21 protein-coding genes are annotated in these 19,557 nt (G+C 70.0%); 17 read left to right on the top strand and 4 right to left on the bottom strand.

The window, feature by feature from the left end; all coding sequences use genetic code 11:
• The 7 genes from narH (at nucleotide 1) to LZP97_RS05855 (ending at nucleotide 6,489) form a co-directional block, all read left to right on the top strand.
• A complete protein-coding gene (narH, locus tag LZP97_RS05825; RefSeq protein ID WP_010592686.1) occupies nucleotides 1-1,677 on the top strand; it encodes a nitrate reductase subunit beta in 1,677 nt (558 codons plus the stop codon).
• Complete coding sequence (narJ, locus tag LZP97_RS05830) at nucleotides 1,674-2,369, top strand: nitrate reductase molybdenum cofactor assembly chaperone (protein WP_010592685.1); 696 nt, start codon at nucleotides 1,674-1,676, stop codon at nucleotides 2,367-2,369. Before narH ends, narJ begins: the two co-directional genes overlap by 4 nt.
• A gap of 2 nt (nucleotides 2,370-2,371) precedes the next feature.
• Nucleotides 2,372-3,103, top strand: a complete 732-nt coding sequence (gene narI, locus LZP97_RS05835; RefSeq protein ID WP_010592684.1) for a respiratory nitrate reductase subunit gamma — start codon at nucleotides 2,372-2,374, stop codon at nucleotides 3,101-3,103.
• An 84-nt stretch (nucleotides 3,104-3,187) separates the two neighbouring features.
• The gene (locus LZP97_RS05840) at nucleotides 3,188-4,537 is read left to right on the top strand and encodes a M16 family metallopeptidase (protein WP_010592683.1); all 1,350 of its coding nucleotides are present in this window, start codon (nucleotides 3,188-3,190) and stop codon (nucleotides 4,535-4,537) included.
• Nucleotides 4,538-4,620: 83 nt separating this feature from the next.
• Nucleotides 4,621-5,376, top strand: coding sequence for a 4-hydroxy-tetrahydrodipicolinate reductase (gene dapB, locus LZP97_RS05845; protein ID WP_010592682.1), 756 nt, complete (start codon nucleotides 4,621-4,623; stop codon nucleotides 5,374-5,376).
• Nucleotides 5,373-5,849 carry a hypothetical protein gene (locus tag LZP97_RS05850; RefSeq protein ID WP_010592681.1) on the top strand — a complete coding sequence of 159 codons (477 nt, stop codon included), beginning with the start codon at nucleotides 5,373-5,375 and terminating at the stop codon, nucleotides 5,847-5,849. The genes dapB and LZP97_RS05850 overlap by 4 nt, the downstream gene beginning before the upstream one ends.
• A gap of 157 nt (nucleotides 5,850-6,006) precedes the next feature.
• Complete coding sequence (locus LZP97_RS05855; protein WP_010592680.1) at nucleotides 6,007-6,489, top strand: flavodoxin family protein; 483 nt, start codon at nucleotides 6,007-6,009, stop codon at nucleotides 6,487-6,489.
• Nucleotides 6,490-6,512: 23 nt separating this feature from the next.
• Here the strand turns inward: LZP97_RS05855 and LZP97_RS05860 are convergent, their stop codons facing one another.
• Nucleotides 6,513-6,950 carry an SRPBCC family protein gene (locus tag LZP97_RS05860; protein WP_010592679.1) on the bottom strand — a complete coding sequence of 146 codons (438 nt, stop codon included), beginning with the start codon at nucleotides 6,948-6,950 and terminating at the stop codon, nucleotides 6,513-6,515.
• 60 nt (nucleotides 6,951-7,010) lie between these two features.
• A complete protein-coding gene (locus LZP97_RS05865; RefSeq protein ID WP_010592678.1) occupies nucleotides 7,011-7,529 on the bottom strand; it encodes a toxin-antitoxin system HicB family antitoxin in 519 nt (172 codons plus the stop codon).
• A 116-nt stretch (nucleotides 7,530-7,645) separates the two neighbouring features.
• On the opposite strand from LZP97_RS05865, the gene thyX reads away from it, so the two are divergent.
• The 6 genes from thyX to LZP97_RS05895 all read left to right on the top strand — a co-directional run bounded on the left by thyX (nucleotide 7,646) and on the right by LZP97_RS05895 (nucleotide 15,800).
• Nucleotides 7,646-8,401, top strand: a complete 756-nt coding sequence (gene thyX, locus LZP97_RS05870; protein ID WP_010592677.1) for an FAD-dependent thymidylate synthase — start codon at nucleotides 7,646-7,648, stop codon at nucleotides 8,399-8,401.
• A gap of 49 nt (nucleotides 8,402-8,450) precedes the next feature.
• On the top strand, nucleotides 8,451-9,359 hold the full coding sequence (dapA, locus tag LZP97_RS05875) for a 4-hydroxy-tetrahydrodipicolinate synthase (RefSeq protein WP_010592676.1): 909 nt from the start codon (nucleotides 8,451-8,453) through the stop codon (nucleotides 9,357-9,359).
• Nucleotides 9,356-11,173, top strand: coding sequence for a ribonuclease J (locus tag LZP97_RS05880; RefSeq protein ID WP_017680686.1), 1,818 nt, complete (start codon nucleotides 9,356-9,358; stop codon nucleotides 11,171-11,173). Before dapA ends, LZP97_RS05880 begins: the two co-directional genes overlap by 4 nt.
• A 60-nt stretch (nucleotides 11,174-11,233) precedes the next feature.
• A complete protein-coding gene (locus LZP97_RS05885; protein WP_026137743.1) occupies nucleotides 11,234-11,857 on the top strand; it encodes a TIGR03085 family metal-binding protein in 624 nt (207 codons plus the stop codon).
• 82 nt (nucleotides 11,858-11,939) lie between these two features.
• Nucleotides 11,940-14,606: an FtsK/SpoIIIE family DNA translocase gene (locus tag LZP97_RS05890; protein ID WP_192811058.1), complete on the top strand. Its 2,667-nt coding sequence runs from the start codon at nucleotides 11,940-11,942 to the stop codon at nucleotides 14,604-14,606.
• 207 nt (nucleotides 14,607-14,813) lie between these two features.
• The gene (locus tag LZP97_RS05895; RefSeq protein ID WP_010592671.1) at nucleotides 14,814-15,800 is read left to right on the top strand and encodes a TerC family protein; all 987 of its coding nucleotides are present in this window, start codon (nucleotides 14,814-14,816) and stop codon (nucleotides 15,798-15,800) included.
• Nucleotides 15,801-15,823: 23 nt separating this feature from the next.
• On the opposite strand, the gene LZP97_RS05900 is transcribed toward LZP97_RS05895, so the two are convergent.
• Nucleotides 15,824-16,108 (bottom strand): YciI family protein, encoded by a 285-nt coding sequence (locus LZP97_RS05900; protein ID WP_010592670.1) that lies wholly within the window; start codon nucleotides 16,106-16,108, stop codon nucleotides 15,824-15,826.
• A 31-nt stretch (nucleotides 16,109-16,139) separates the two neighbouring features.
• A complete protein-coding gene (locus LZP97_RS05905) occupies nucleotides 16,140-16,667 on the bottom strand; it encodes an amino-acid N-acetyltransferase (RefSeq protein ID WP_082061259.1) in 528 nt (175 codons plus the stop codon).
• Between the two features lie 132 nt (nucleotides 16,668-16,799).
• On the opposite strand from LZP97_RS05905, the gene pgsA reads away from it, so the two are divergent.
• From pgsA to LZP97_RS05925, 4 genes are all read left to right on the top strand, one after another.
• Nucleotides 16,800-17,456, top strand: a complete 657-nt coding sequence (pgsA, locus tag LZP97_RS05910) for a CDP-diacylglycerol--glycerol-3-phosphate 3-phosphatidyltransferase (RefSeq protein ID WP_010592668.1) — start codon at nucleotides 16,800-16,802, stop codon at nucleotides 17,454-17,456.
• Nucleotides 17,457-17,464: 8 nt separating this feature from the next.
• On the top strand, nucleotides 17,465-17,965 hold the full coding sequence (locus tag LZP97_RS05915; RefSeq protein ID WP_026137742.1) for a CinA family protein: 501 nt from the start codon (nucleotides 17,465-17,467) through the stop codon (nucleotides 17,963-17,965).
• Between the two features lie 146 nt (nucleotides 17,966-18,111).
• Nucleotides 18,112-18,507: a helix-turn-helix domain-containing protein gene (locus LZP97_RS05920; protein ID WP_010592666.1), complete on the top strand. Its 396-nt coding sequence runs from the start codon at nucleotides 18,112-18,114 to the stop codon at nucleotides 18,505-18,507.
• Between the two features lie 194 nt (nucleotides 18,508-18,701).
• Nucleotides 18,702-19,517 carry a PspA/IM30 family protein gene (locus tag LZP97_RS05925; protein ID WP_003935651.1) on the top strand — a complete coding sequence of 272 codons (816 nt, stop codon included), beginning with the start codon at nucleotides 18,702-18,704 and terminating at the stop codon, nucleotides 19,515-19,517.
• Nucleotides 19,518-19,557: the final 40 nt, after the last annotated feature.

Genomic DNA, 19,557 nt, shown 5'->3' on the forward strand with positions numbered 1-19,557 from the left:
ATGAAGGTGATGGCCCAGATGGCGATGGTGATGAACCTCGACAAGTGCATCGGCTGCCATACCTGCTCGGTCACCTGTAAGCAGGCCTGGACCAACCGATCCGGCACCGAGTACGTGTGGTTCAACAACGTCGAGACCCGCCCCGGCCAGGGATACCCGCGCACCTACGAGGACCAGGAACGCTGGCGGGGCGGATGGATCCGCGACCGCAACGGGCGGCTGCGGCTGCGGGACGGCGGCCGGTGGAACAAGCTCTTCCGGATCTTCTCGAATCCGAAGATGCCGGCGATCGACGACTACTACGAGCCGTGGACCTACGACTACGAGAACCTCACCACCGCGCCGCTCGGCGACCAGATCCCGGTGGCGCCGCCGCGAAGTCTGATCAGCGGCAAGCCGATGAAGGTCGAATGGTCGGCGAACTGGGACGACGACCTCGGCGGCTCCCCGGAGATCGTGCCCGACGATCCGGTCCTGAAGAAGGTCGGCGAGCAGGTCCGGCTCGAACTCGAGCAGACCTTCATGTTCTATCTGCCTCGCATCTGCGAGCACTGCCTGAACCCGTCGTGCGTCTCGTCGTGCCCGTCGGGAGCGATGTACAAGCGCGTCGAGGACGGCATCGTTCTCGTCGACCAGGACCGCTGTCGCGGCTGGCGGATGTGCGTGTCCGGATGTCCCTACAAGAAGGTGTATTTCAACCACAAGACCGGGAAGGCCGAGAAGTGCACGTTCTGCTATCCGCGCGTGGAGGTGGGCCTGCCGACCGTGTGCTCCGAGACCTGCGTGGGCCGGCTGCGCTACATCGGCCTCGTGCTCTACGACGCCGACCGGGTGCTCGAGGCCGCGTCCGTCGAGGACGAGAAGGACCTCTACGACGCACTGCGACAGGTGCTGCTCGACCCTGCAGACCCGGAGGTGATCGCCGGCGCCCGCGCCGAGGGCATCTCCGACGAATGGATCGAGGCCGCCCAGCGGTCACCCGTGTACGCGTTGATCAACACGTACCGGGTCGCGTTGCCCCTGCACCCGGAGTACCGCACGATGCCGATGGTCTGGTACGTGCCGCCGCTGTCCCCGGTGGTCGACGCGGTCTCGCGCGACGGTCACGACGGCGAGGACATGGGCAATCTGTTCGGTGCCCTCGAATCGCTGCGCATCCCGATCGAGTATCTGGCGGGACTGTTCACCGCGGGCGACACCGATGCCGTCGAAGCAGTGCTGCACCGGCTCGCCGCGATGCGGTCGTACATGCGGGACATCAACCTGGGCCGGGACACGCGACCGGAGATCCCCGACGCCGTCGGCATGACCGAGGAGCAGATGTACGAGATGTACCGCCTGCTCGCCCTGGCCAAGTACGACGAGCGGTACGTGATCCCGACCGCCTACGCCGCCGAGGGGCACCGGCTCGAGGAATCCGCCACCGACTGCGCCCTGTCGTACGACGGCGGCCCGGGCATGTACGACTCCGGGCCGTTCGGCGAGGCCAGCGGAGGCCCGGTCCCGGTCGCGGTGGAGACCTTCCACGCGCTCCGGCAGCGACAGACCTCCGAGGGAATGGCGGCGAACGCGTCGAATCCCTCCCGCGTGAACCTGCTCAACTGGGACGGTAAGGGCGTGCCCCAGGGGTTGTTCCCGGCCGGGCATCGTGTCGACGACCGGGGGAGTGGGCAATGAGGGCGCGGATACGCCGGGGGCGCGACACCGCGTCGCGGCAACTGCAGCACCGGCTGATCCGGCAGGCGGCTTCGCTGCTGCTGGCATACCCCGACGACGGGCTGCGGTCGCGCCTCGCGACGGTCGACGGTCTTCTCGGGCACATCACCGGGGCACCGGCGCAGCTGTTGAGCCGGACTCTCGCCGCCCTGCGCGACGCCGATCCGTTTGCTGCGCAGGCCGACTACGTCGACACCTTCGACATGCGCCGGCGGTCGACGATGTATCTCACGTACTGGACCGGCGGTGACACCCGCAACCGCGGCACGGCAATCCACGCGTTCGCGCAGGCCTACCGGGAGGCCGGCGTCGAGCCACCGACCGGCGAGGCGCCCGATCATCTGCCGGTGGTGCTCGAATTCGCCGCGACCGTCGACCCGGATGCGGGGGAGCGACTGCTCGCCGCGCACCGGGTCCCGATCGACGTGCTCCGCATCGCACTCGAGGAACGCAATTCCTGCTATGCGGCGACGATCGGGGCGGTGTGTGCGACGTTGCCTCCGGTCGGCGATCAGGAAGTGCACCGCGCCCGGCACCTCGCCGAGGCCGGTCCACCCGCCGAGGCGATCGGTCTCGAACCGTTCACCCTCACGGTCCCGCCGCGCCGGACCGCACCCGCCGCGGCGCAGACCCGAGTCGAAGGAGCCGGCTGACCATGTCCGCAGGGGAGATCTTCTGGGATGTCGCGCCGTACGTCACGATCGCCGTGGTCGTCGTAGGTACGTGGTGGCGCTACCGTTACGACAAGTTCGGCTGGACCACGCGTTCGTCTCAGCTCTACGAGAGCCGGCTGCTGCGCATCGCCAGCCCGATGTTCCACTTCGGGATCCTCGTGGTGATCGTGGGCCACGTGATCGGTCTGCTCATTCCCCAGTCCTGGACCGAGGCGGTCGGCCTGAGCCAGCACGCGTATCACGTGCAGGCGGTGACGCTGGGCACCATCGCCGGGATCGCCACCCTCGTCGGGATCCTGTTGCTGATCTACCGTCGCCGCACCCGTGGTCCGGTGTTCATGGCGACGACGGCCAACGACAAGCTCATGTACGTCGTCCTCGTCGCCGCGATCGTCGCGGGACTCGCCACGACTCTGATGGGCTCGGGTGTCGTGGGGGAGGAGCACAACTATCGCGAGACCGTCTCGCCGTGGTTCCGATCCATCTGGATCCTGCAGCCGCGCGGCGATCTGATGGTGCAGGCACCCCTGTCGTTCCAGCTGCACGCGCTGATCGCCTTGATCCTGTTCGCGCTGTGGCCGTTCACCCGCCTGGTGCACGCCTTCAGCGCGCCCGTCGGATACCTGTTCCGGCCGTATGTGGTCTACCGGAGCCGGGACGTCGCCGCGAAGGGACAGCTCGTCGGGTCGCAGCCTCGCCGCCGCGGGTGGTGACCGGATCGGGTGCACGGCGCCGCGTGTAGTGTGAGTCGTTCAGTCCAGCACACCCACTCGCCTGTAGGACCGTCGAACATCTTCATGGCTGCCACCCGCCGCTCCGCCGCCCCGTCCGTCGCCGCATCCACCTCGGCGCCCACCGAACCCGACGCCGGGGTTCGGCGCACCCTCCTGCCCGGGGGGCTCCGCGTCGTCACCGAGCACGTGCCCGGCGTGCGGTCGGCCGCCGTCGGTGTCTGGGTGGGCGTCGGCTCCCGCGACGAGCAGCCCTCCGTCGCCGGTGCCGCCCACTTCCTCGAGCACCTGCTGTTCAAGGCCACCCCCACCCGGACGGCGCTCGACATCGCCGAACTCGTCGACGGAGTCGGCGGTGAACTCAACGCGTTCACCGCGAAGGAGCACACCTGCTTCTACGCCCACGTGCTCGACGACGACCTGTCCCTGGCCGTCGACCTCGTCGCCGACGTCGTGCTGCGCGGCCGATGCCGCAGCGCCGACGTCGACCTGGAACGACAGGTCGTCCTCGAGGAGATCGCGATGCGCGACGACGATCCGGAGGATCTGCTCGGGGACGCCTTCCTCACCGCGCTGTACGGCGACCACCCGATCGGCCGGCCCATCATCGGCTCGGTCGAGTCGATCGAGGCGATGACCCGCACCCAGTTGCACTCGTTCCACGTGCGGCGGTACACGCCGGACCGCATGGTCGTCGCCGTCGCCGGCAACGTCGACCACGACCACACCGTGGAACTGGTCCGTCGTGCCTTCGCCGGGCACCTCGACCCCGCCGCGACCGCCGCCCCCCGGCGGGAGGGCAGTCTCCGCCTGCGTACGGCGCCGACGCTGAGCATCACCGACCGCGACGGCGAGCAGGCCCACCTGGCGGTCGGTGTGCGGTCCTTCGGCCGCCACGACTCCCGGCGCTGGGCGCTGTCGGTGCTCAACGCCGCGGTCGGTGGCGGCTTGAGCTCACGGTTGTTCCAGGAGATCCGGGAGCAGCGCGGGCTCGCCTACTCGGTGTACTCGGGCGTGGACACCTTCGCCGACACCGGGGCGTTCTCCGTCTACGCCGGGTGCCAGCCCGAGAACCTCGGCGAGGTGGCCGCCCTCGTCCGCGAGGTGCTCACCGACGTCGCCGACAACGGCGTCACCGAGGCGGAGTGCGCCCGTGCCAAGGGCTCGCTGCGCGGCGCCCTGGTGCTCGGCCTCGAGGACACCGGGGCCCGGATGAATCGGATCGGCCGCAGCGAACTGAGCTACGGCACCCACTGGAGCGTCACCGAGACACTCGAGCGGATCTCGTCGGTGAGCGCGGCGGAGGTCCGAGAGGTCGCCGCCGAACTGCTGCACCGGCCGTTCGCTGCGGCCGTCGCCGGGCCGTACCGGCGGCCCCGGGACCTGCCCGCGTCGGTGCGCGCCCTCGTCGCGTGACCGCGGCCTGACCACGGACAGGGACGTCCGGTTGCGTAGGCTGCTGCGGGACGGAGATCGGACGAGGAAGCGTGGAGAGTCAAGTGAACGCAGCAGCAATCCGGGTGGGTGTGCTCGGCGCCAAGGGCAAGGTCGGACAGGCGATCTGCGCGGCCGTCGAGGCGGCCACCGACCTCGAGCTCGTCGCCGCGGTCGACCGGGACGACAGCCTCGAGGACTTCGTCACCTCCCGGGCGCAGGTGGTGGTGGACTTCACCCATCCCGACGTGGTGATGGGCAATCTGCAGTTCCTCGTCGAGCACGGCATCCACGCGGTCGTCGGCACCACCGGATTCGACGAGGCACGGCTCGACCGGGTCCGCGCCTGGCTGGCCGCGAAACCTGAGGTCGGCGTCCTGATCGCGCCGAACTTCGCGATCGGTGCCGTGCTGTCGATGCGCTTCGCGCAGGCCGCAGCTCGGTTCTTCGACTCCGTCGAGGTCATCGAGTTGCACCACCCCAACAAGGCGGACGCGCCCTCGGGCACGGCGTACCGCACCGCGGCGCTCATCGCCGAAGCCCGCGCCGCGGCCGGCGTGGGCCGCAGCCCGGACGCCACGACCACCGAACTCGACGGTGCCCGCGGCGCCGACGTGGCGGGGGTGCGGGTGCACTCCGTGCGTCTGGCCGGTCTCGTCGCCCACCAGGAGGTCCTGCTCGGCACCCAGGGCGAGACCCTGACCATCCGCCACGACTCGATCGACCGCTCCTCCTTCGCACCCGGCGTGCTGCTCGGCGTACGCGAGATCGGCGGCCGGCCCGGCCTCACCGTCGGCATCGACCCGCTCCTCGACCTGTGAGACGCGACCTGGTCAAGGTCCTGGCGCCGATCGTCTTCATCGTTCTCGCGCTGGGGTTCTACTTCGTGCTCCTCGGCGGGCGTGGGCTCGAACTGGTGCGCTCGGGCGAGGCTGCGGCCGTCGGCCTCGGTATCGGCGTGCTGCTGCTGCCGTTGGTGGGTGTGTGGATCGTCTACGCCACCCTGCGGGCCGGTCTCCAGCACCAGCACCTGGCCCGGCGGATCCACGACGAGGGCCTCGAACTCGACGTGAGCGATCTGCCACGCCGGCCCTCGGGACGGGTCGACCGCGACGCCGCCGACGCCCTGTTCGAGCAGGTCAAGGAGGAGTGGGAGGCCGACCCGGACAACTGGCGCCACTCGTACCGGCTGGCCCGCGCCTACGACTACGCCGGTGACCGCGGCCGGGCCCGGGAGACCATGCGCCGGGCGGTCGCCCTCGAGAAGCTCGAACGCACACAGTCCCCCGACTGATCCCGCGCCGAGCGAATGTATCGGTCCTCTCCTCGGCAGTCGCGGGCGGTACATGCGCTCGATCCACGTCGGCGGCACCCGCACCCGGCCCGGCGCGGGTGGCGGGTGCCGTTGCGGGGCACGGACACCGCGCGGCCGGCGACGTACCCTGCAGGGTGTGACCGAGGCTCCTGCCGACGGCGAGCGCACGCTGCTCGTCGTCCACCACACCCCGTCCCCGTCGACCCGCGAGTTGCTCGAGGCGGTGCTCGCCGGGGCGCACGACCCCGACATCGCCGGGGTGCGGGTGCGGACGGTGCCCGCGCTCGGTGCGACGGTGCCGGATGTGCTCGCCGCCGACGGCTACGTGTTCGGCACCACCGCGAACTTCGGGTACATGTCGGGGGCCCTGAAGCACTTCTTCGACACCGTCTACTACCCGTGCCTCGACGCGGTCGCAGGGCGGCCGTACGGGCTGTGGGTGCACGGCAACAACGACACCGCGGGCGCCGTTGCCTCCGTGCGGAAACTCGTCACGGGCCTCGCCCTGGCGCAGGTCACGCAGGACCTCGAGATCACCGGTCCGATCGACGCGAAGGTCCGGGAGCGCTGCTACGAGCTCGGGGCGACCGTCGCGGTGTCCGTGTCACCGGAGGTCTGACCGCGCGGACACCGCGCGGCGCGTCAGAGCAGCTTCTCGACGAACTTCGTCAGCCCCTTCTCGGCGGTCTCCATCGCCATCCTCTGCGCCTTCTTCACCATGAAGCCGGGCAGCGGGATCTTCGGGTCGATCGTGAGGGTGAAGTCCACCCGGGTGCCGCTCTCGGTGGCGGTGAGGGTGTAGGTGCCGTCCTGCTGATGCTGCTGGTGGCTCTCGATCAGGGTCCAGGACATCGACTCGTCGCCGTTCCAGAAGTAGTCCACCACCTGTTCGTCGTGAATTCCGATGATGGACACGGTCATCCGGACGCGGTGGGGGCGGCCGTCCGGGTGGGTGGTCTCGACGACGACGGTCTTGTGCGGACCGGACCACTCCGGCAGTCGATCGACCGCGGCGATGCCCGCCATCACGCGACTCGGGTCGGCCTTGATCTCGAAACTGCTGGAACTGCTGACGGCCATGCGCTCACTTCCTCGGCTTTCGGGTGACGTGCGTCGGCAATGTACCGCACCGCCTCCCGCTCAACCGTCCTCGCGCTCGGAGGTTTCGGACGGACCCGCTCCGGTTTCGTCGGCGGGGCGCCTCGTGGCGCGCTCGTCGGCGCGGCGCTGGTATCGCATCTGTTCGCGCAGCGCCCCCTGGACGGCCTGCGACACCCACGAGTTCAGCGACACGCCGTTCTGGGCCGCCGCCTCCTCGGCGCGGGCCTTGATCTGCTCGACCAGGCGCAGGGTCACCCGGCTGATGTCTCCGGTGACGTCCTCGAAAGTCTGGGCAGGGCTGGGGGTTTCGGCGGACATCTCCGACCGCACCTCGAGTACGGCGTCGTCGCCGTCCAGACGTACGGTGACCACCCGGTCGCCGAGTTCGCCCGAGATCTCCGCCGCCATGTCCGACAGTGCCTGCAGCACGGCCAGGCGGGCGGGCGCAGCGACCGCTGCGGCGAGGGCCGCCGCGGTCCGGCGGGTCTGTTCGTCGCCGAGTTCCGCGGCGGCGACGAGGGAATCGGTGATCGCATCCAGATACGGATCGAGGCGCATGACGCCATCATGACGTCATATGTGATGTCAGTCAAGGCGTCGGAATGCAGCCCGCGGTCGGGTGCCGCCCCGCGCGGCGCTACGGTCGACTGGATCGACAACCTGGAGGAGAACCGATGGCGCCCGAGCCAGTCACGCTCAAGGTCAGGCTGGTGGCCAAGACCGAGTTCGTCCCGCCCGCCGACGTGCCCTGGGAGACCGACGCCGACGGCGGAGAGGCACTCGCCGAGTTCGCAGGCCGGGCGTGCTACCAGAGCTGGTCCAAGCCGAACCCCCGCACGGCCACCAATGCCGGATACCTGCGCCACCTGCTCACGGTCGGGCACCTGTCCGTGCTCGAGCACGGTTCGGTGAGCTTCTACATCACCGGCATCTCCCGGTCCTGCACCCACGAACTCATCCGGCACCGCCACTTCTCCTACTCGCAGCTGTCCCAGCGGTTCGTCCGCGGCAGCGACGCTCCGGTCGTGGTCCCGCCGGCCGTGGCCGGGGACCCGCGACTCGAGGACCTGTTCCTCGCCGCCACCGAGTCCAGCCGGGCCGCGTACATCGAACTGCTCGACGCGCTCGACGAGAAGCTGTCCCATCTGCCCGAGGGGCCGATCCGTGCGAAGCAGGCCCGCGAGGCCGCGCGATCGGTACTGCCCAACGCCACCGAGACCCGCGTCGTCGTCACCGGCAACTATCGATCCTGGCGGCACTTCGTGGCGATGCGTGCGACCGAGCACGCCGACGTCGAGATCCGCCGCCTCGCCGTCGAGTGCCTGCGCCAGCTGCAGGACGCCGCGCCGAACATCTTCGGCGACTTCACTATCACCCGTCTGCCCGACGGTTCCGAGGTTGCCGCCGGTGCCTTCGCGACCGAGACCTGACCGGCAGGTGTGTGTGGAAGAGCCCGGGTCACGCGGTAGCCTTCTGACCATGACCAACGGTGATTCCGCTTCTGCTGTCGAGCTTCCGTTCGGCACCATCGCCACAGCGATGGTGACCCCGTTCACCGCCGACGGCAAGCTCGACGTGGACGCGGGTGTGCGTCTTGCCGCCTATCTGGTCGACGGCGGCTGCGATGCGCTGGTCCTCGCGGGTACCACCGGTGAATCGCCGACCACCACCGAGAACGAGAAGCTCGAGCTGATGCGCGCCGTGCTCGCCGCGGTGGGGGACCGCGCGAAGATCATCGCCGGCGCCGGCAGCAACGACACCGCCCACAGCGTCGAACTGGCCCGCGACGCCGCGCGAGCCGGCGCCCACGGACTGCTCGTCGTCACCCCCTACTATTCCCGGCCGCCGCAGGCCGGGCTCTACGCCCACTTCACGGCCGTCGCGAACGCCACCGACCTGCCCGTCATGCTCTACGACATACCGCCGCGCTCGGTCGTGCCGATCGAAACGGAGACGCTGCGCCGGCTCGCCGAGCACCCCCGCATCGTGGCGGTCAAGGACGCCAAGGGCGACCTCAACGCCGGCGCCGAGCTCATCGGCACCACCGACCTGAAGTTCTACTCCGGAGACGACCCGCTCAACCTCCCGTGGCTGTCGGTCGGTGCCGTCGGATTCGTCAGTGTCATCGGTCATCTCGTGCCCGGCCGCCTGCGGGAGCTGTACGACGCCTTCCAGGCCGGTGATCTCGTCCGCGCTCGCGCGATCAACCTGAGCCTCATGCCGATCCTGCGTGCCGTCTCCCGCCTCGGTGGGGTGAGCGCGTCGAAGGCGGGGCTGCGGTTGATGGGCCTCGACGTCGGCGAGCCCCGCCTGCCGCAGGTGGCGCCGACCTCCCTGCAGATCGACGCACTGGCCGCCGACCTGCACGCCGCAGGGGTGCTCGCATGAGCCGCCCGTCGCGCGGCCGGGGCCGCGCCACCCGCAACGCCGGACCGCCCAGCACCCGGCCCGTCCGCCGGACCGTGCAGAATTCGGCCGACACCCAGCGGCCCGACCCGCGCAAGGTCGCGGACATGTCGGTGCGTCTGGGCACCCCGCCGAAGGCACCGCGCAAGGGTCTGCGCGTCGTCGCGCTCGGCGGCATCGGCGAGATCGGCCGCAACATGACGGTCTTCGAGCACCAGGGCAAGCTCCTCGTCATCGACTGCGGCGTGCTCTTCCCCGAGGATCAGCAGCCCGGCGTCGACCTCATCCTGCCGGACTTCCGGCACATCGAGGACCGCATGGACGACGTCGAAGCCGTCGTCCTCACCCACGGGCACGAGGACCACATCGGGGCGGTGCCGTTCCTGCTGCGGCTGCGTCCCGACATCCCGGTCGTGGGTTCGAAGTTCACCCTCGCACTCGTCGCCGCGAAATGCCGCGAGCACCGGCTGCGTCCCAACCTCGTCGAGGTCGTCGAGGGGGACAGGACCACGCACGGGCCGTTCGAGTGCGAGTACTTCGCCGTCAACCACTCGATCCCGGACGCGCTCGCCGTCGCCGTCCGTACCGAGGCCGGCCTCGTGCTGCACACCGGCGACATCAAACTCGACCAGTTGCCGCTCGACGGCCGCCTCACCGACCTCGCCGGCTTCTCCCGGCTCGGTGACGAGGGCGTCGACCTGTTCCTCGTCGACTCCACCAATGCCGAGGTTCCCGGCTTCGTGATGCCGGAACGCGAAATCGGCGGCGTGCTGGACAATGTCATCGGCAAGGCCACCCAGCGCGTGATCGTCGCGTCCTTCGCCAGCCACGTGCATCGCATCCAGCAGGTCGTCGACGTCGCCGAGCGGTACAACCGCCGCATCGCCTTCGTCGGGCGGTCGATGGTGCGCAACATGCAGATCGCGCAGGACCTCGGTTACCTGCGGGTGCCGGACGGGCTCGTCGTCGATCTCGACACCGCGGCGACGTTGCCCGACAACCGGCTCGTGCTGATCTCCACCGGCTCCCAGGGGGAACCGCTGTCCGCGCTCTCCCGGATGGCGCGGGGCGAACACCGGCAGATCAACATCCGGGCCGACGACCTCGTCGTCCTGGCGTCCTCGCTGATCCCGGGCAACGAGAACTCGGTGTTCGCGGTCGTCAACGGCCTCGCCAAGCGTGGCGCCACCGTCGTCACCCAGCAGAACGCGAAGGTGCACGTCTCCGGCCACGCCTCCGCGGGCGAACTGCTGTACCTGTACAACGCGGTGCGCCCGACGAACGCGATGCCGGTGCACGGTGAATGGCGGCACCTGCGGGCCAACGCGGCGCTCGCCGAGGCGACCGGGGTTCCGCGGGAGCGGATCGTGCTGGCGGAGGACGGCGTGGTCGTCGACCTCGTCGACGGGCTCGCGGAGATCGTCGGGCAGGTACCCGTCGGCCACGTCTACGTCGACGGCCTGTCGGTCGGCGACGTCGGCGAATCCACCCTGTCGGACCGGCTGATCCTCGGCGAGGGCGGCTTCATCTCCATCTCCGTCGCCGTCGACGAGAACGGCCGCGCCGTGAGCACGCCGGGGGTGTCCGGCCGCGGGTTCTCCGACGACCCGGGGGCACTGTCCGAGGCCGCGCAGCTCGTGGACAAGGTCCTCAACGAACTCGCTGCCGAGGGCATCGACGACGCCCACCGCATCGCCCAGGCGATCCGCCGCGTCGTCGGGCGCTGGGTGTCCGACACCTACCGTCGCCGGCCGATGATCGTGCCGACGGTGATCACCGTTCCGGGTCCGGCGTAGCGGCACTCCACGGCGCGGACGGTCCGGCGGCAGCGGTGGTCCGACGCTACAGTGGGCCGTGTGAGCCTCGCCCGTGACGAACGACACGCACTCGTCCGCACCATGACGCAGACCGGTCCCGACGCCCCCACCCTGTGCGGGGACTGGACCACCCGGGACCTGGCCGCCCATCTCGTGGTCCGCGAACGCCGGATCGACACGATGCCGGGCATCGTCCTGCCTCCGCTGGCCGGGCACACCGAGCGGGTGCGCGCCGGGGCGGCGGACCGACCGTGGGAGCAGTTGCTCGCCGACATCGAGTCCGGCCCGCCGGTCTGGTCGCCGTTGTACCTCGTCGACGGGATCGCCAATGCCGCGGAGATGTTCGTCCACCACGAGGACGTGCGCCGCGCCGCGCCCGGGTGGCAGCCGCGACCGCTCGACGCACCGACCCAGGACCGCCTGTGGCAGATGGCCCGGCAGATCGGCCGGCGCGGTTACCGCGGCACCGACGTCACCGTGGTGTTCGAGCGCCCCGACGGCACCCGCGCGACGGTCCGTCGGCGCGGTCCGCGCACCGTGATCCTGCGCGGCGAACCGTCCGAGTTGTTGCTGCACGCCTTCGGCCGTGACGAGGTGCGCGTCGAGACCACCGGGCCGGCCGCCGACGTCGCGGAGGTTGCCGCGTCCGGTCGCGGCATCTGATCCGCCCGTGTGACCACCGCGCGCGGCTGATGCCGGTGTTGCGGATGGTTCGGTTGTGGACATTGCGACTAACCTGACGGGTATGGCAGGAAAGTCGGGTGCCCGCGGATCGTCGTCGACGACCTCACGGTCGAGGTCGGGGGCGCGCGGCTCGTCCGGGGCCTCGGGCGCGTCGCGGGCGAAGGGCAGCACCCGCAAGCCCGCCACGACGACCCGCCGGCAACCCGCCGCACGACGCCCGGCTCGCAGCACCGCCGGCCCCCGGCGCAAGGCGCCCTCTCGTTCGTCACGGCCGGGCGTCCTGCAGACGCTCGGCCGCGGGATCGGCACCGGCTGGACGATGATCGCCCGCGGGGTGGGTGCCACCACCCGCACGGTGGGCAGGGTGACGGAGGTCGAGCACGGCCACCGCCGCGACGGCATCGCCCTCGGGCTCATCGCCGCGAGCGTCGTCGTCGCCGGCAGCGTCTGGTTCGCCGTCGGCGGCCCGCTCGGCGGCTGGATCGAGGCCGCGGTCCGCGCGCTCGTCGGCGGCGCCAGCGCCGTGCTGCCGCTGACCGGTCTCGTGATCGCGGTCGTCCTCATGCGCACCGAGCCGCGGCCGGAGATCCGGCCCCGGCTCGTCCTGGGGTCGATACTCGTCGCCCTCCCCGCGCTCGGCCTGTGGCACATCGCCTCGGGCATGCCCACCGACGGCGCGGGCCGGGCAGGGGGCGCCGGCTTCCTCGGATATCTGGTGGGCGGGCCCCTCACCGACGGTCTGACGGTGTGGTTGTCGGTGCCGTTGCTGCTGATGGCAGCCGGGTTCGGGATCCTGCTGCTCACCGGCACGACGATCCGGGAACTGCCCGGGATGTTCCGCGAGTACTTCGGCCTGCACTATCGGGCCGACGACGAGTACGGCGCGTACGACCCGGACCACGCCGACGACTACGACCCGGAGCACGACCCGACTCTGTTCGACGCCGACGGCTACCTGGTCGAGCGGCGTACCCGGGGCCGGCGGCGTACCCCCGTCGAGAACTACCCGACGGACGAATTCGACGGCGACGCCCGCACCGAGGTGCTGCCGGTGTGGGATCCGGAGCCGGCGCCCGCCGCGCCTCCGGCGCCGGAACCCGCACCGGAACCGGCACCCGAGCCGCCGCGCGCCCGCGCCCGGTCCAAGAAGGCTCCCGCGCCGGTCCCGCCGGTCGAGGAACCCTCCGACGACGGCAAGCTCGAGCCGCTCGTTCCCGACCGGGTGGTGGAGGGCGACTACGCTCTGCCGTCGCTCGGGCTGCTGCTCGAGGGCGATCCGCCCAAGAAGCACAGTTCGGCGAACGACCAGATGATCGAGGCCATCACCGAGGTGCTCGAACAGTTCAAGATCGACGCCGCGGTCACGGGCTTCACCCGCGGCCCGACGGTCACACGGTACGAGGTGGAACTCGGACCCGGCGTGAAGGTCGAGAAGATCACCGCGCTCGCCCGCAACATCGCCTACGCCGTGGCCACCGACAACGTGCGCCTGCTCGCGCCGATCCCCGGCAAGTCCGCGGTCGGCATCGAGGTCCCGAACTCGGACCGCGAACTGGTGCGTCTGGCCGACGTGCTCGCCGCTCCGTCGACACGCAAGGATCACCATCCGCTGGTGATCGGGCTCGGCAAGGACATCGAGGGCGACTTCGTCTGCGCGAACCTGGCCAAGATGCCGCATCTGCTCGTCGCCGGCTCCACCGGCTCCGGCAAGTCCAGTTTCGTCAACTCGATGCTCGTGTCGCTGCTCGTGCGGGCCACCCCGGACGAGGTCCGGATGATCCTCATCGACCCGAAAATGGTCGAGCTCACGCCGTACGAGGGCATCCCGCACCTGATCACGCCCATCATCACCCAGCCGAAGAAGGCAGCCGCCGCTCTCGCGTGGCTGGTGGAGGAGATGGAGCAGCGCTACCAGGACATGCAGGCCAACCGGGTCCGGCACATCGACGACTTCAATACCAAGGTCCGGTCCGGCGAGATCACCGCGCCGCTCGGCAGCGAGCGGGTCTACCGGCCGTACCCCTACATCCTCGCGATCGTCGACGAACTCGCCGACCTGATGATGACGGCCCCCCGTGACGTCGAGGACGCCATCGTGCGGATCACGCAGAAGGCCCGGGCCGCCGGCATCCATCTGGTGCTCGCCACCCAGCGGCCCTCCGTCGACGTGGTGACCGGTCTGATCAAGACGAACGTGCCGTCGCGACTCGCGTTCGCCACCTCGTCGCTGACGGACTCCCGAGTCATCCTCGACCAGCCCGGTGCCGAGAAGCTCATCGGCATGGGTGACGGCCTGTTCCTGCCGATGGGTGCCGGCAAGCCGATCCGAATGCAGGGCGCGTTCATCACCGACGAGGAGATCGCGGCCGTCGTCGACTTCGCCAAGAACCAGAAGGAACCGGAGTACACCGAGGGTGTCACCACCGCGAAGCCCGGCGAGAAGAAGGATGTCGACCCCGACATCGGTGACGATCTCGACGTGTTCCTGCAGGCGGTCGAGCTGGTGGTGTCGAGTCAGTTCGGGTCGACGTCGATGCTGCAGCGCAAGCTGCGGGTCGGGTTCGCGAAGGCGGGGCGCCTGATGGATCTGATGGAGACCCGCGGGGTCGTCGGTCCCAGCGAAGGCTCCAAGGCGCGGGAGGTCCTGGTCAAGCCGGACGAACTCGACGGCCTGCTGCTCTCCATCCGGGGCGGCGGGGACGCGGACGCGCCGGCACCGGCGGAGTAGGGGCGGCACGGATCGATGCCGCTTCCCGCATGTGGTTGAATGGACGAAGTGGAGGGGAGTATCCCCTAACTCGCGGCAGTTCCGTCAACACGTGCGACACCGATGTCGTCCCGGGGCTGTCGACCTCGAAGCCGCTCCTCGGAGCCGTGAGTCGAGGTGGGAGAGACCTCCGGTGGTTTGCTGTGCCTACCGGAGGAATGCCTGCAGATGCATGTCACCCCGCTCGTCTGGATCGTCACCATCCTGGTGATCCTGGGACTGTTCGTCTTCGACTTCTACGCGCACGTCCGCAAACCGCACGCGCCCACGTTGCGCGAGTCGGGCTTCTGGTCGGCGGTGTTCATCGGCCTCGCCGTGGTGTTCGGCGTCGTGGTGTTCGCCGTCTGGGGACCGACGTACGGCGGTGAGTACTTCGCCGGGTACGTCACCGAGAAGGCTCTCAGCGTCGACAACCTGTTCGTCTTCGTGATCATCATGTCGACCTTCGCGGTGCCGCGCGAGTACCAGCAGAAGGTACTCACCATCGGCATCGTCCTGGCACTCGTGATGCGCGGGGCGTTCATCGCCGTCGGTGCCGCGGCCATCAACACCTACAGCTGGGTGTTCTACCTCTTCGGCGCATTCCTCATCTACACCGCGATCAAGCTGATCCGCGAGCACGGTGAGGAGGTCGAGCACGAGAAGGAGCGGGAGAACCGGATCGTCTCCCTGGTCCGCAAGGTGTACCCGACCACCGACGAGTACCACGGCGACAAGCTGTTCACCCGGATCGACGGCAAGCGGTTCGCGACCCCGATGCTGCTCGCCCTGGCCGCCATCGGCTTCACCGACATCCTGTTCGCGCTCGACTCGATCCCCGCGATCTACGGCCTCACCAGCGAGCCCTACCTGGTGTTCACCGCCAACGCGTTCGCTCTGATGGGCCTGCGACAGCTGTTCTTCCTCATCGGCGGCCTGCTCGAACGGTTGGTCTACCTGTCCTACGGCCTGTCCGTGATCCTCGGGTTCATCGGGATCAAACTGGTGCTCCACGCGCTGCACGAGAACACGCTGTCGTTCGTCAACGGCGGGGAGCACGTCGCGGTGCCGGAGATCTCGACGTGGTTGTCGCTGGGCGTGATCGTCGGTGTGCTCGTGGTGACGACCGTGGCGAGTCTGCTCAAGACGCGCAGCGAGAAGGCCGACCTCACCTGACCTCGCGGCACCGGTGAGGGGCGTCAGTCGTTGAAGACGCCCATCACCGGGAGCCACTCCGTGATCCGGACGTCGTCGACCAGGCCGCGACGCGCGAAGGGATCCTGCGCCATGACCTCGCGCACGGCCGGCTCGTCCGCAGCCTCGACGACGATCAGCGCGCCCGACCCGTCGGCCCACGGGCCGGTCGCGCGTACCGTCCCGGCGTCGACGAGTGCTCCGAGCCAGCCCCGGTGGGCGGGCCGGTGCTCGTCGCGGCCGTCGGCGGTGGCCTCGGAGTAGGTGTACTCGACAGCGAACAGCGGCATGGATCCTCGCATTCGTGGTGGGGGAAGAGGCTCAGAGGGAGAGCAGCATCCGGGTGTTTCCGAGGGTGTTCGGCTTGACGTAGCTCAGGTCCAGGAACTCGGCCACACCGGTGTCGTAGGAACGGCACATCTCCGCGTACACCTCCGCGGTGACGGGAGTGCCGTCGATCTCGGTGAATCCGTGCCGGCCGAAGAACTCGACCTCGAAGGTGAGTACGAACAGCCGCTCCAGTTCGAGGTCGCGGGCGACGTCGATCAGGTGGGAGACGACCAGGTGGCCGACTCCGCGGCCCTTGACCCGCGGATCCACCGCGACGGTGCGGATCTCGCCCAGGTCGGACCACAGCACGTGCAGGGCCCCGCAGCCGACGACGGTGCCCGCCGTCTCGGCCACCCAGAACTCCTGCACGGACTCGTACAGCGTGACGAGATTCTTCTCGAGGAGGATCTTGCCCGCATAGATGTCGACCAGTCGCTTGATCTCCGGAATGTCGCCGGTTCGCGCCCGTCGCACGACTATGCGGTCGTGGGGTTCCGGGTCCGTCGTCCGCGAATTCATAGTGGTGAACAGTAGCCGGTCGCTCTACCGATATTGTGTCCGTGTGCCGGTCGGATCTCCATGCTCACGTGTCGCCCCGGCGGACCCGGGTCCGCGTCGTCCCCCGGCGCCGTCCGCGGCAGGGAGGCCGGTGTGAGCGCGCCGCATCCCGAGGTGGCCGGGACCGGTGGGGCCGCGGCGGCCCCCGGGCCGCACGCGCCCGCGGCCGCGGAGCCGGTGCCGCTGTGGAACATCGCCAACATCCTCACCATGGTGCGGATCGCTCTGGTGCCGGTGTTCCTGCTGGTGTTGTTCGCCGGCGACGGCCACGATGCCGCGTGGCGCCTCGCCGCCACGGCCGTGTTCGCCGTCGCGGCGATCACGGACCGGATCGACGGCCAGCTCGCGCGCAAGCACGGACTCGTGACGGATTTCGGCAAGCTCGCCGATCCGATCGCCGACAAGGCCCTCATCGGCGCCGCCCTCGTGGGCCTGTCGCTGCTCGGTGACCTGTCGTGGTGGGTGACCGGCATCATCGCGGCGCGCGAACTCGGCGTCACCGCACTGCGCTTCTTCGTGTTGCGGCACGCGGTGATCCCCGCGAGCCGCGGCGGCAAGGCCAAGACCCTGTTCCAGTCCCTCGCGATCGTGCTGTACCTGCTGCCGTTGCCGGCGGCGGCGACGCCGTTCGCGGTCGCGCTGATGGCGCTGGCAGTGATCCTGACGGTCGGCACCGGCATCGACTACGTCGTCCAGGCGGTGCGGCTACGCGCCGGCGTGCACCGCGTCGAGCAACAGCACGGGCAGTGAGTGGGATGGTGCCCGACCCCCTCGTTGCCGGTACCGCGGCCGCGGAGCTGGTCGCGGCCCTGGCCGCGCAGCGGCAGACGGTGGCGACGGCCGAATCTCTCACGGCCGGGCTGATTGCGGCGACGATCGCCGGGGTACCCGGTGCAAGCGTGGTGCTGCGCGGCGGGCTGATCGTCTACGCCACCGACCTCAAGTCCACCCTGGCGGGGGTGGATGCGGGGCGCCTCGCGGCGGACGGGCCGGTCTCCGAGTCGACCGCCGCGGCCCTGGCCGAGGGCGCCGCAGCGCGCTGCGCCGCGACGTGGGGCGTGGGCGTCACCGGCGTGGCCGGGCCGGATCCGCAGGACGGGCATCCGCCGGGCACGCTGTACCTCGGGATCGCCGGACCGGGAGGCACGGTGGTCACTTGTCCGTCGGTGTCCGGAGACCGGTGGGACATCCGGTCCGGTGCCACCCACGCCGCCGTGTCGGGCCTACTCACCCGCGTGCACGCCGCCGCGGGGATGTAGTGTCTTGACACCGCGGTACCGGTGGCAACCGGACCCGTGCGGAGCCGCGCCCGGCAGGGGTTTTCGTGCCCGGGCGGGGAGCCGGGAACCCGGCGACGTGCGTCGTGCGTTGACGGGTTGAGCGACGACGGACGAAGGAGGATGGGATGGCGCTGTTGTTGCGTGAGGCAATCGGTGACAGCCTTCGGCGCACCCGCGTTTCGCAGAGCCGCACCCTGCGTGAGGTCTCCAGCAGCGCCCGGGTCAGCCTCGGTTACCTCTCCGAGATCGAACGCGGACGCAAGGAGGCGTCGAGCGAACTGCTCGCCGCGATCTGCGACGCCCTCGACGTGCCCTTGTCCGACGTGCTCTTCGACGTCAGCGAGTCGCTCGCCGATGCGGTTCCCGCCCGCGGCCGGACCCCGGTGGGAGCGGCGGTCGTCGGAGCCGAGCCGGCTCCCCGCGACTCGGAGGCCCTCGCCGCCGAGCACGCGGCACTCGTGGCGCAGGACACGCGGGTGGTGATCCCGCCGCCGGCGGCACGCGCGCTGGCTGCCGCATAACATGGAGGTCGGACCGCGACGGCCTGGCCGGACGCGGACGAAAGCGACACACTCCGGGTCACCACCGGGGGGTGGCTCGGGACACACGACGGCCGGGTATGCGGGGCTCCCGGGACCGTCCGGAAACGGTGCGCGAGGGCCGTGCATCGGGTCGCGTTCGCCGCGGCGTACCAGATGGAGGCAGGATCACACCCATGGCTAATCCGTTCGTCAAGGGTTGGAAGTACCTGATGGCACTGTTCAACTCCAAGATCGATGAGAAGGCCGATCCGAAGGTCCAGATTCAGCAGGCGATCGAGGATGCGCAGCGTCAGCACCAGGCGCTGTCCCAGCAGGCCGCGTCCGTCATCGGCAACCAGCGTCAGCTGGAGATGAAGCTCAACCGGCAGCTGGACGAGGTCGAGAAGCTGAACGCGAGCGCGCGGCAGGCCGTGCTCATGGCCGACCAGGCCAACGCGGCCGGCGACACCGAGAAGGCCATCCAGTACACGAACGCCGCAGAGGCCTTCGCTGCCCAGCTGGTCACCGCCGAGCAGTCCGTCGAGGATCTGAAGGTCCTGCACGACCAGTCGCTGCAGGCTGCGGCACAGGCGAAGAAGGCCGTCGAGCAGAACGCGATGGCGCTGCAGCAGAAGGTGGCCGAGCGCACCAAGCTGCTCAGCCAGCTCGAGCAGGCCAAGATGCAGGAGCGCGTGAGCGAGTCCCTGCGCTCGATGGACTCGACGCTCGCCGCGCCGGGCACCACGCCGAGCCTGGACGCGGTCCGCGAGAAGATCGAGCGTCGCTACGCCACCGCGCTCGGGTCGGCCGAGCTCGCCCAGAACTCGGTGCACGGCCGGATGCTCGAGGTCCAGCAGGCCACCGTCCAGATGGCCGGCCACAGCCGTCTCGAGCAGATCCGCGCCTCCATGAAGGGCGAGGCGCTGCCCGGCGCCGCGGCGCCCGCGACCCCCGCGGTCAACCCGACCAAGGAACCGCCCTCGGCGGCGGGTAGCGCCGGCTCTCAGTAGCGCCGGCGTCGATCACCGACTGCAGAAACGCGACATCGTC

Source organism: Rhodococcus sp. DMF-1 (assembly GCF_021441945.1).
Lineage (GTDB): Bacteria > Actinomycetota > Actinomycetes > Mycobacteriales > Mycobacteriaceae > Rhodococcus > Rhodococcus ruber.

Bases quoted from the DNA above. Each gene is read 5' to 3' on its own strand.
- narI (WP_010592684.1), top strand. From the start codon at position 2,372: ATGTCCGCAGGGGAGATCTTCTGGGATGTCGCGCCGTACGTCACGATC.
- LZP97_RS05905 (WP_082061259.1), bottom strand. From the start codon at position 16,667: ATGAATTCGCGGACGACGGACCCGGAACCCCACGACCGCATAGTCGTG.
- LZP97_RS05890 (WP_192811058.1), top strand. From the start codon at position 11,940: ATGGCAGGAAAGTCGGGTGCCCGCGGATCGTCGTCGACGACCTCACGG.
- LZP97_RS05865 (WP_010592678.1), bottom strand. From the start codon at position 7,529: ATGCGCCTCGATCCGTATCTGGATGCGATCACCGATTCCCTCGTCGCC.
- LZP97_RS05895 (WP_010592671.1), top strand. From the start codon at position 14,814: ATGCATGTCACCCCGCTCGTCTGGATCGTCACCATCCTGGTGATCCTG.
- LZP97_RS05920 (WP_010592666.1), top strand. From the start codon at position 18,112: ATGGCGCTGTTGTTGCGTGAGGCAATCGGTGACAGCCTTCGGCGCACC.
- narJ (WP_010592685.1), top strand. From the start codon at position 1,674: ATGAGGGCGCGGATACGCCGGGGGCGCGACACCGCGTCGCGGCAACTG.
- LZP97_RS05880 (WP_017680686.1), top strand. From the start codon at position 9,356: ATGAGCCGCCCGTCGCGCGGCCGGGGCCGCGCCACCCGCAACGCCGGA.
- LZP97_RS05925 (WP_003935651.1), top strand. From the start codon at position 18,702: ATGGCTAATCCGTTCGTCAAGGGTTGGAAGTACCTGATGGCACTGTTC.
- LZP97_RS05900 (WP_010592670.1), bottom strand. From the start codon at position 16,108: ATGCCGCTGTTCGCTGTCGAGTACACCTACTCCGAGGCCACCGCCGAC.
- narH (WP_010592686.1), top strand. From the start codon at position 1: ATGAAGGTGATGGCCCAGATGGCGATGGTGATGAACCTCGACAAGTGC.
- thyX (WP_010592677.1), top strand. From the start codon at position 7,646: ATGGCGCCCGAGCCAGTCACGCTCAAGGTCAGGCTGGTGGCCAAGACC.
- LZP97_RS05840 (WP_010592683.1), top strand. From the start codon at position 3,188: ATGGCTGCCACCCGCCGCTCCGCCGCCCCGTCCGTCGCCGCATCCACC.
- dapA (WP_010592676.1), top strand. From the start codon at position 8,451: ATGACCAACGGTGATTCCGCTTCTGCTGTCGAGCTTCCGTTCGGCACC.
- LZP97_RS05860 (WP_010592679.1), bottom strand. From the start codon at position 6,950: ATGGCCGTCAGCAGTTCCAGCAGTTTCGAGATCAAGGCCGACCCGAGT.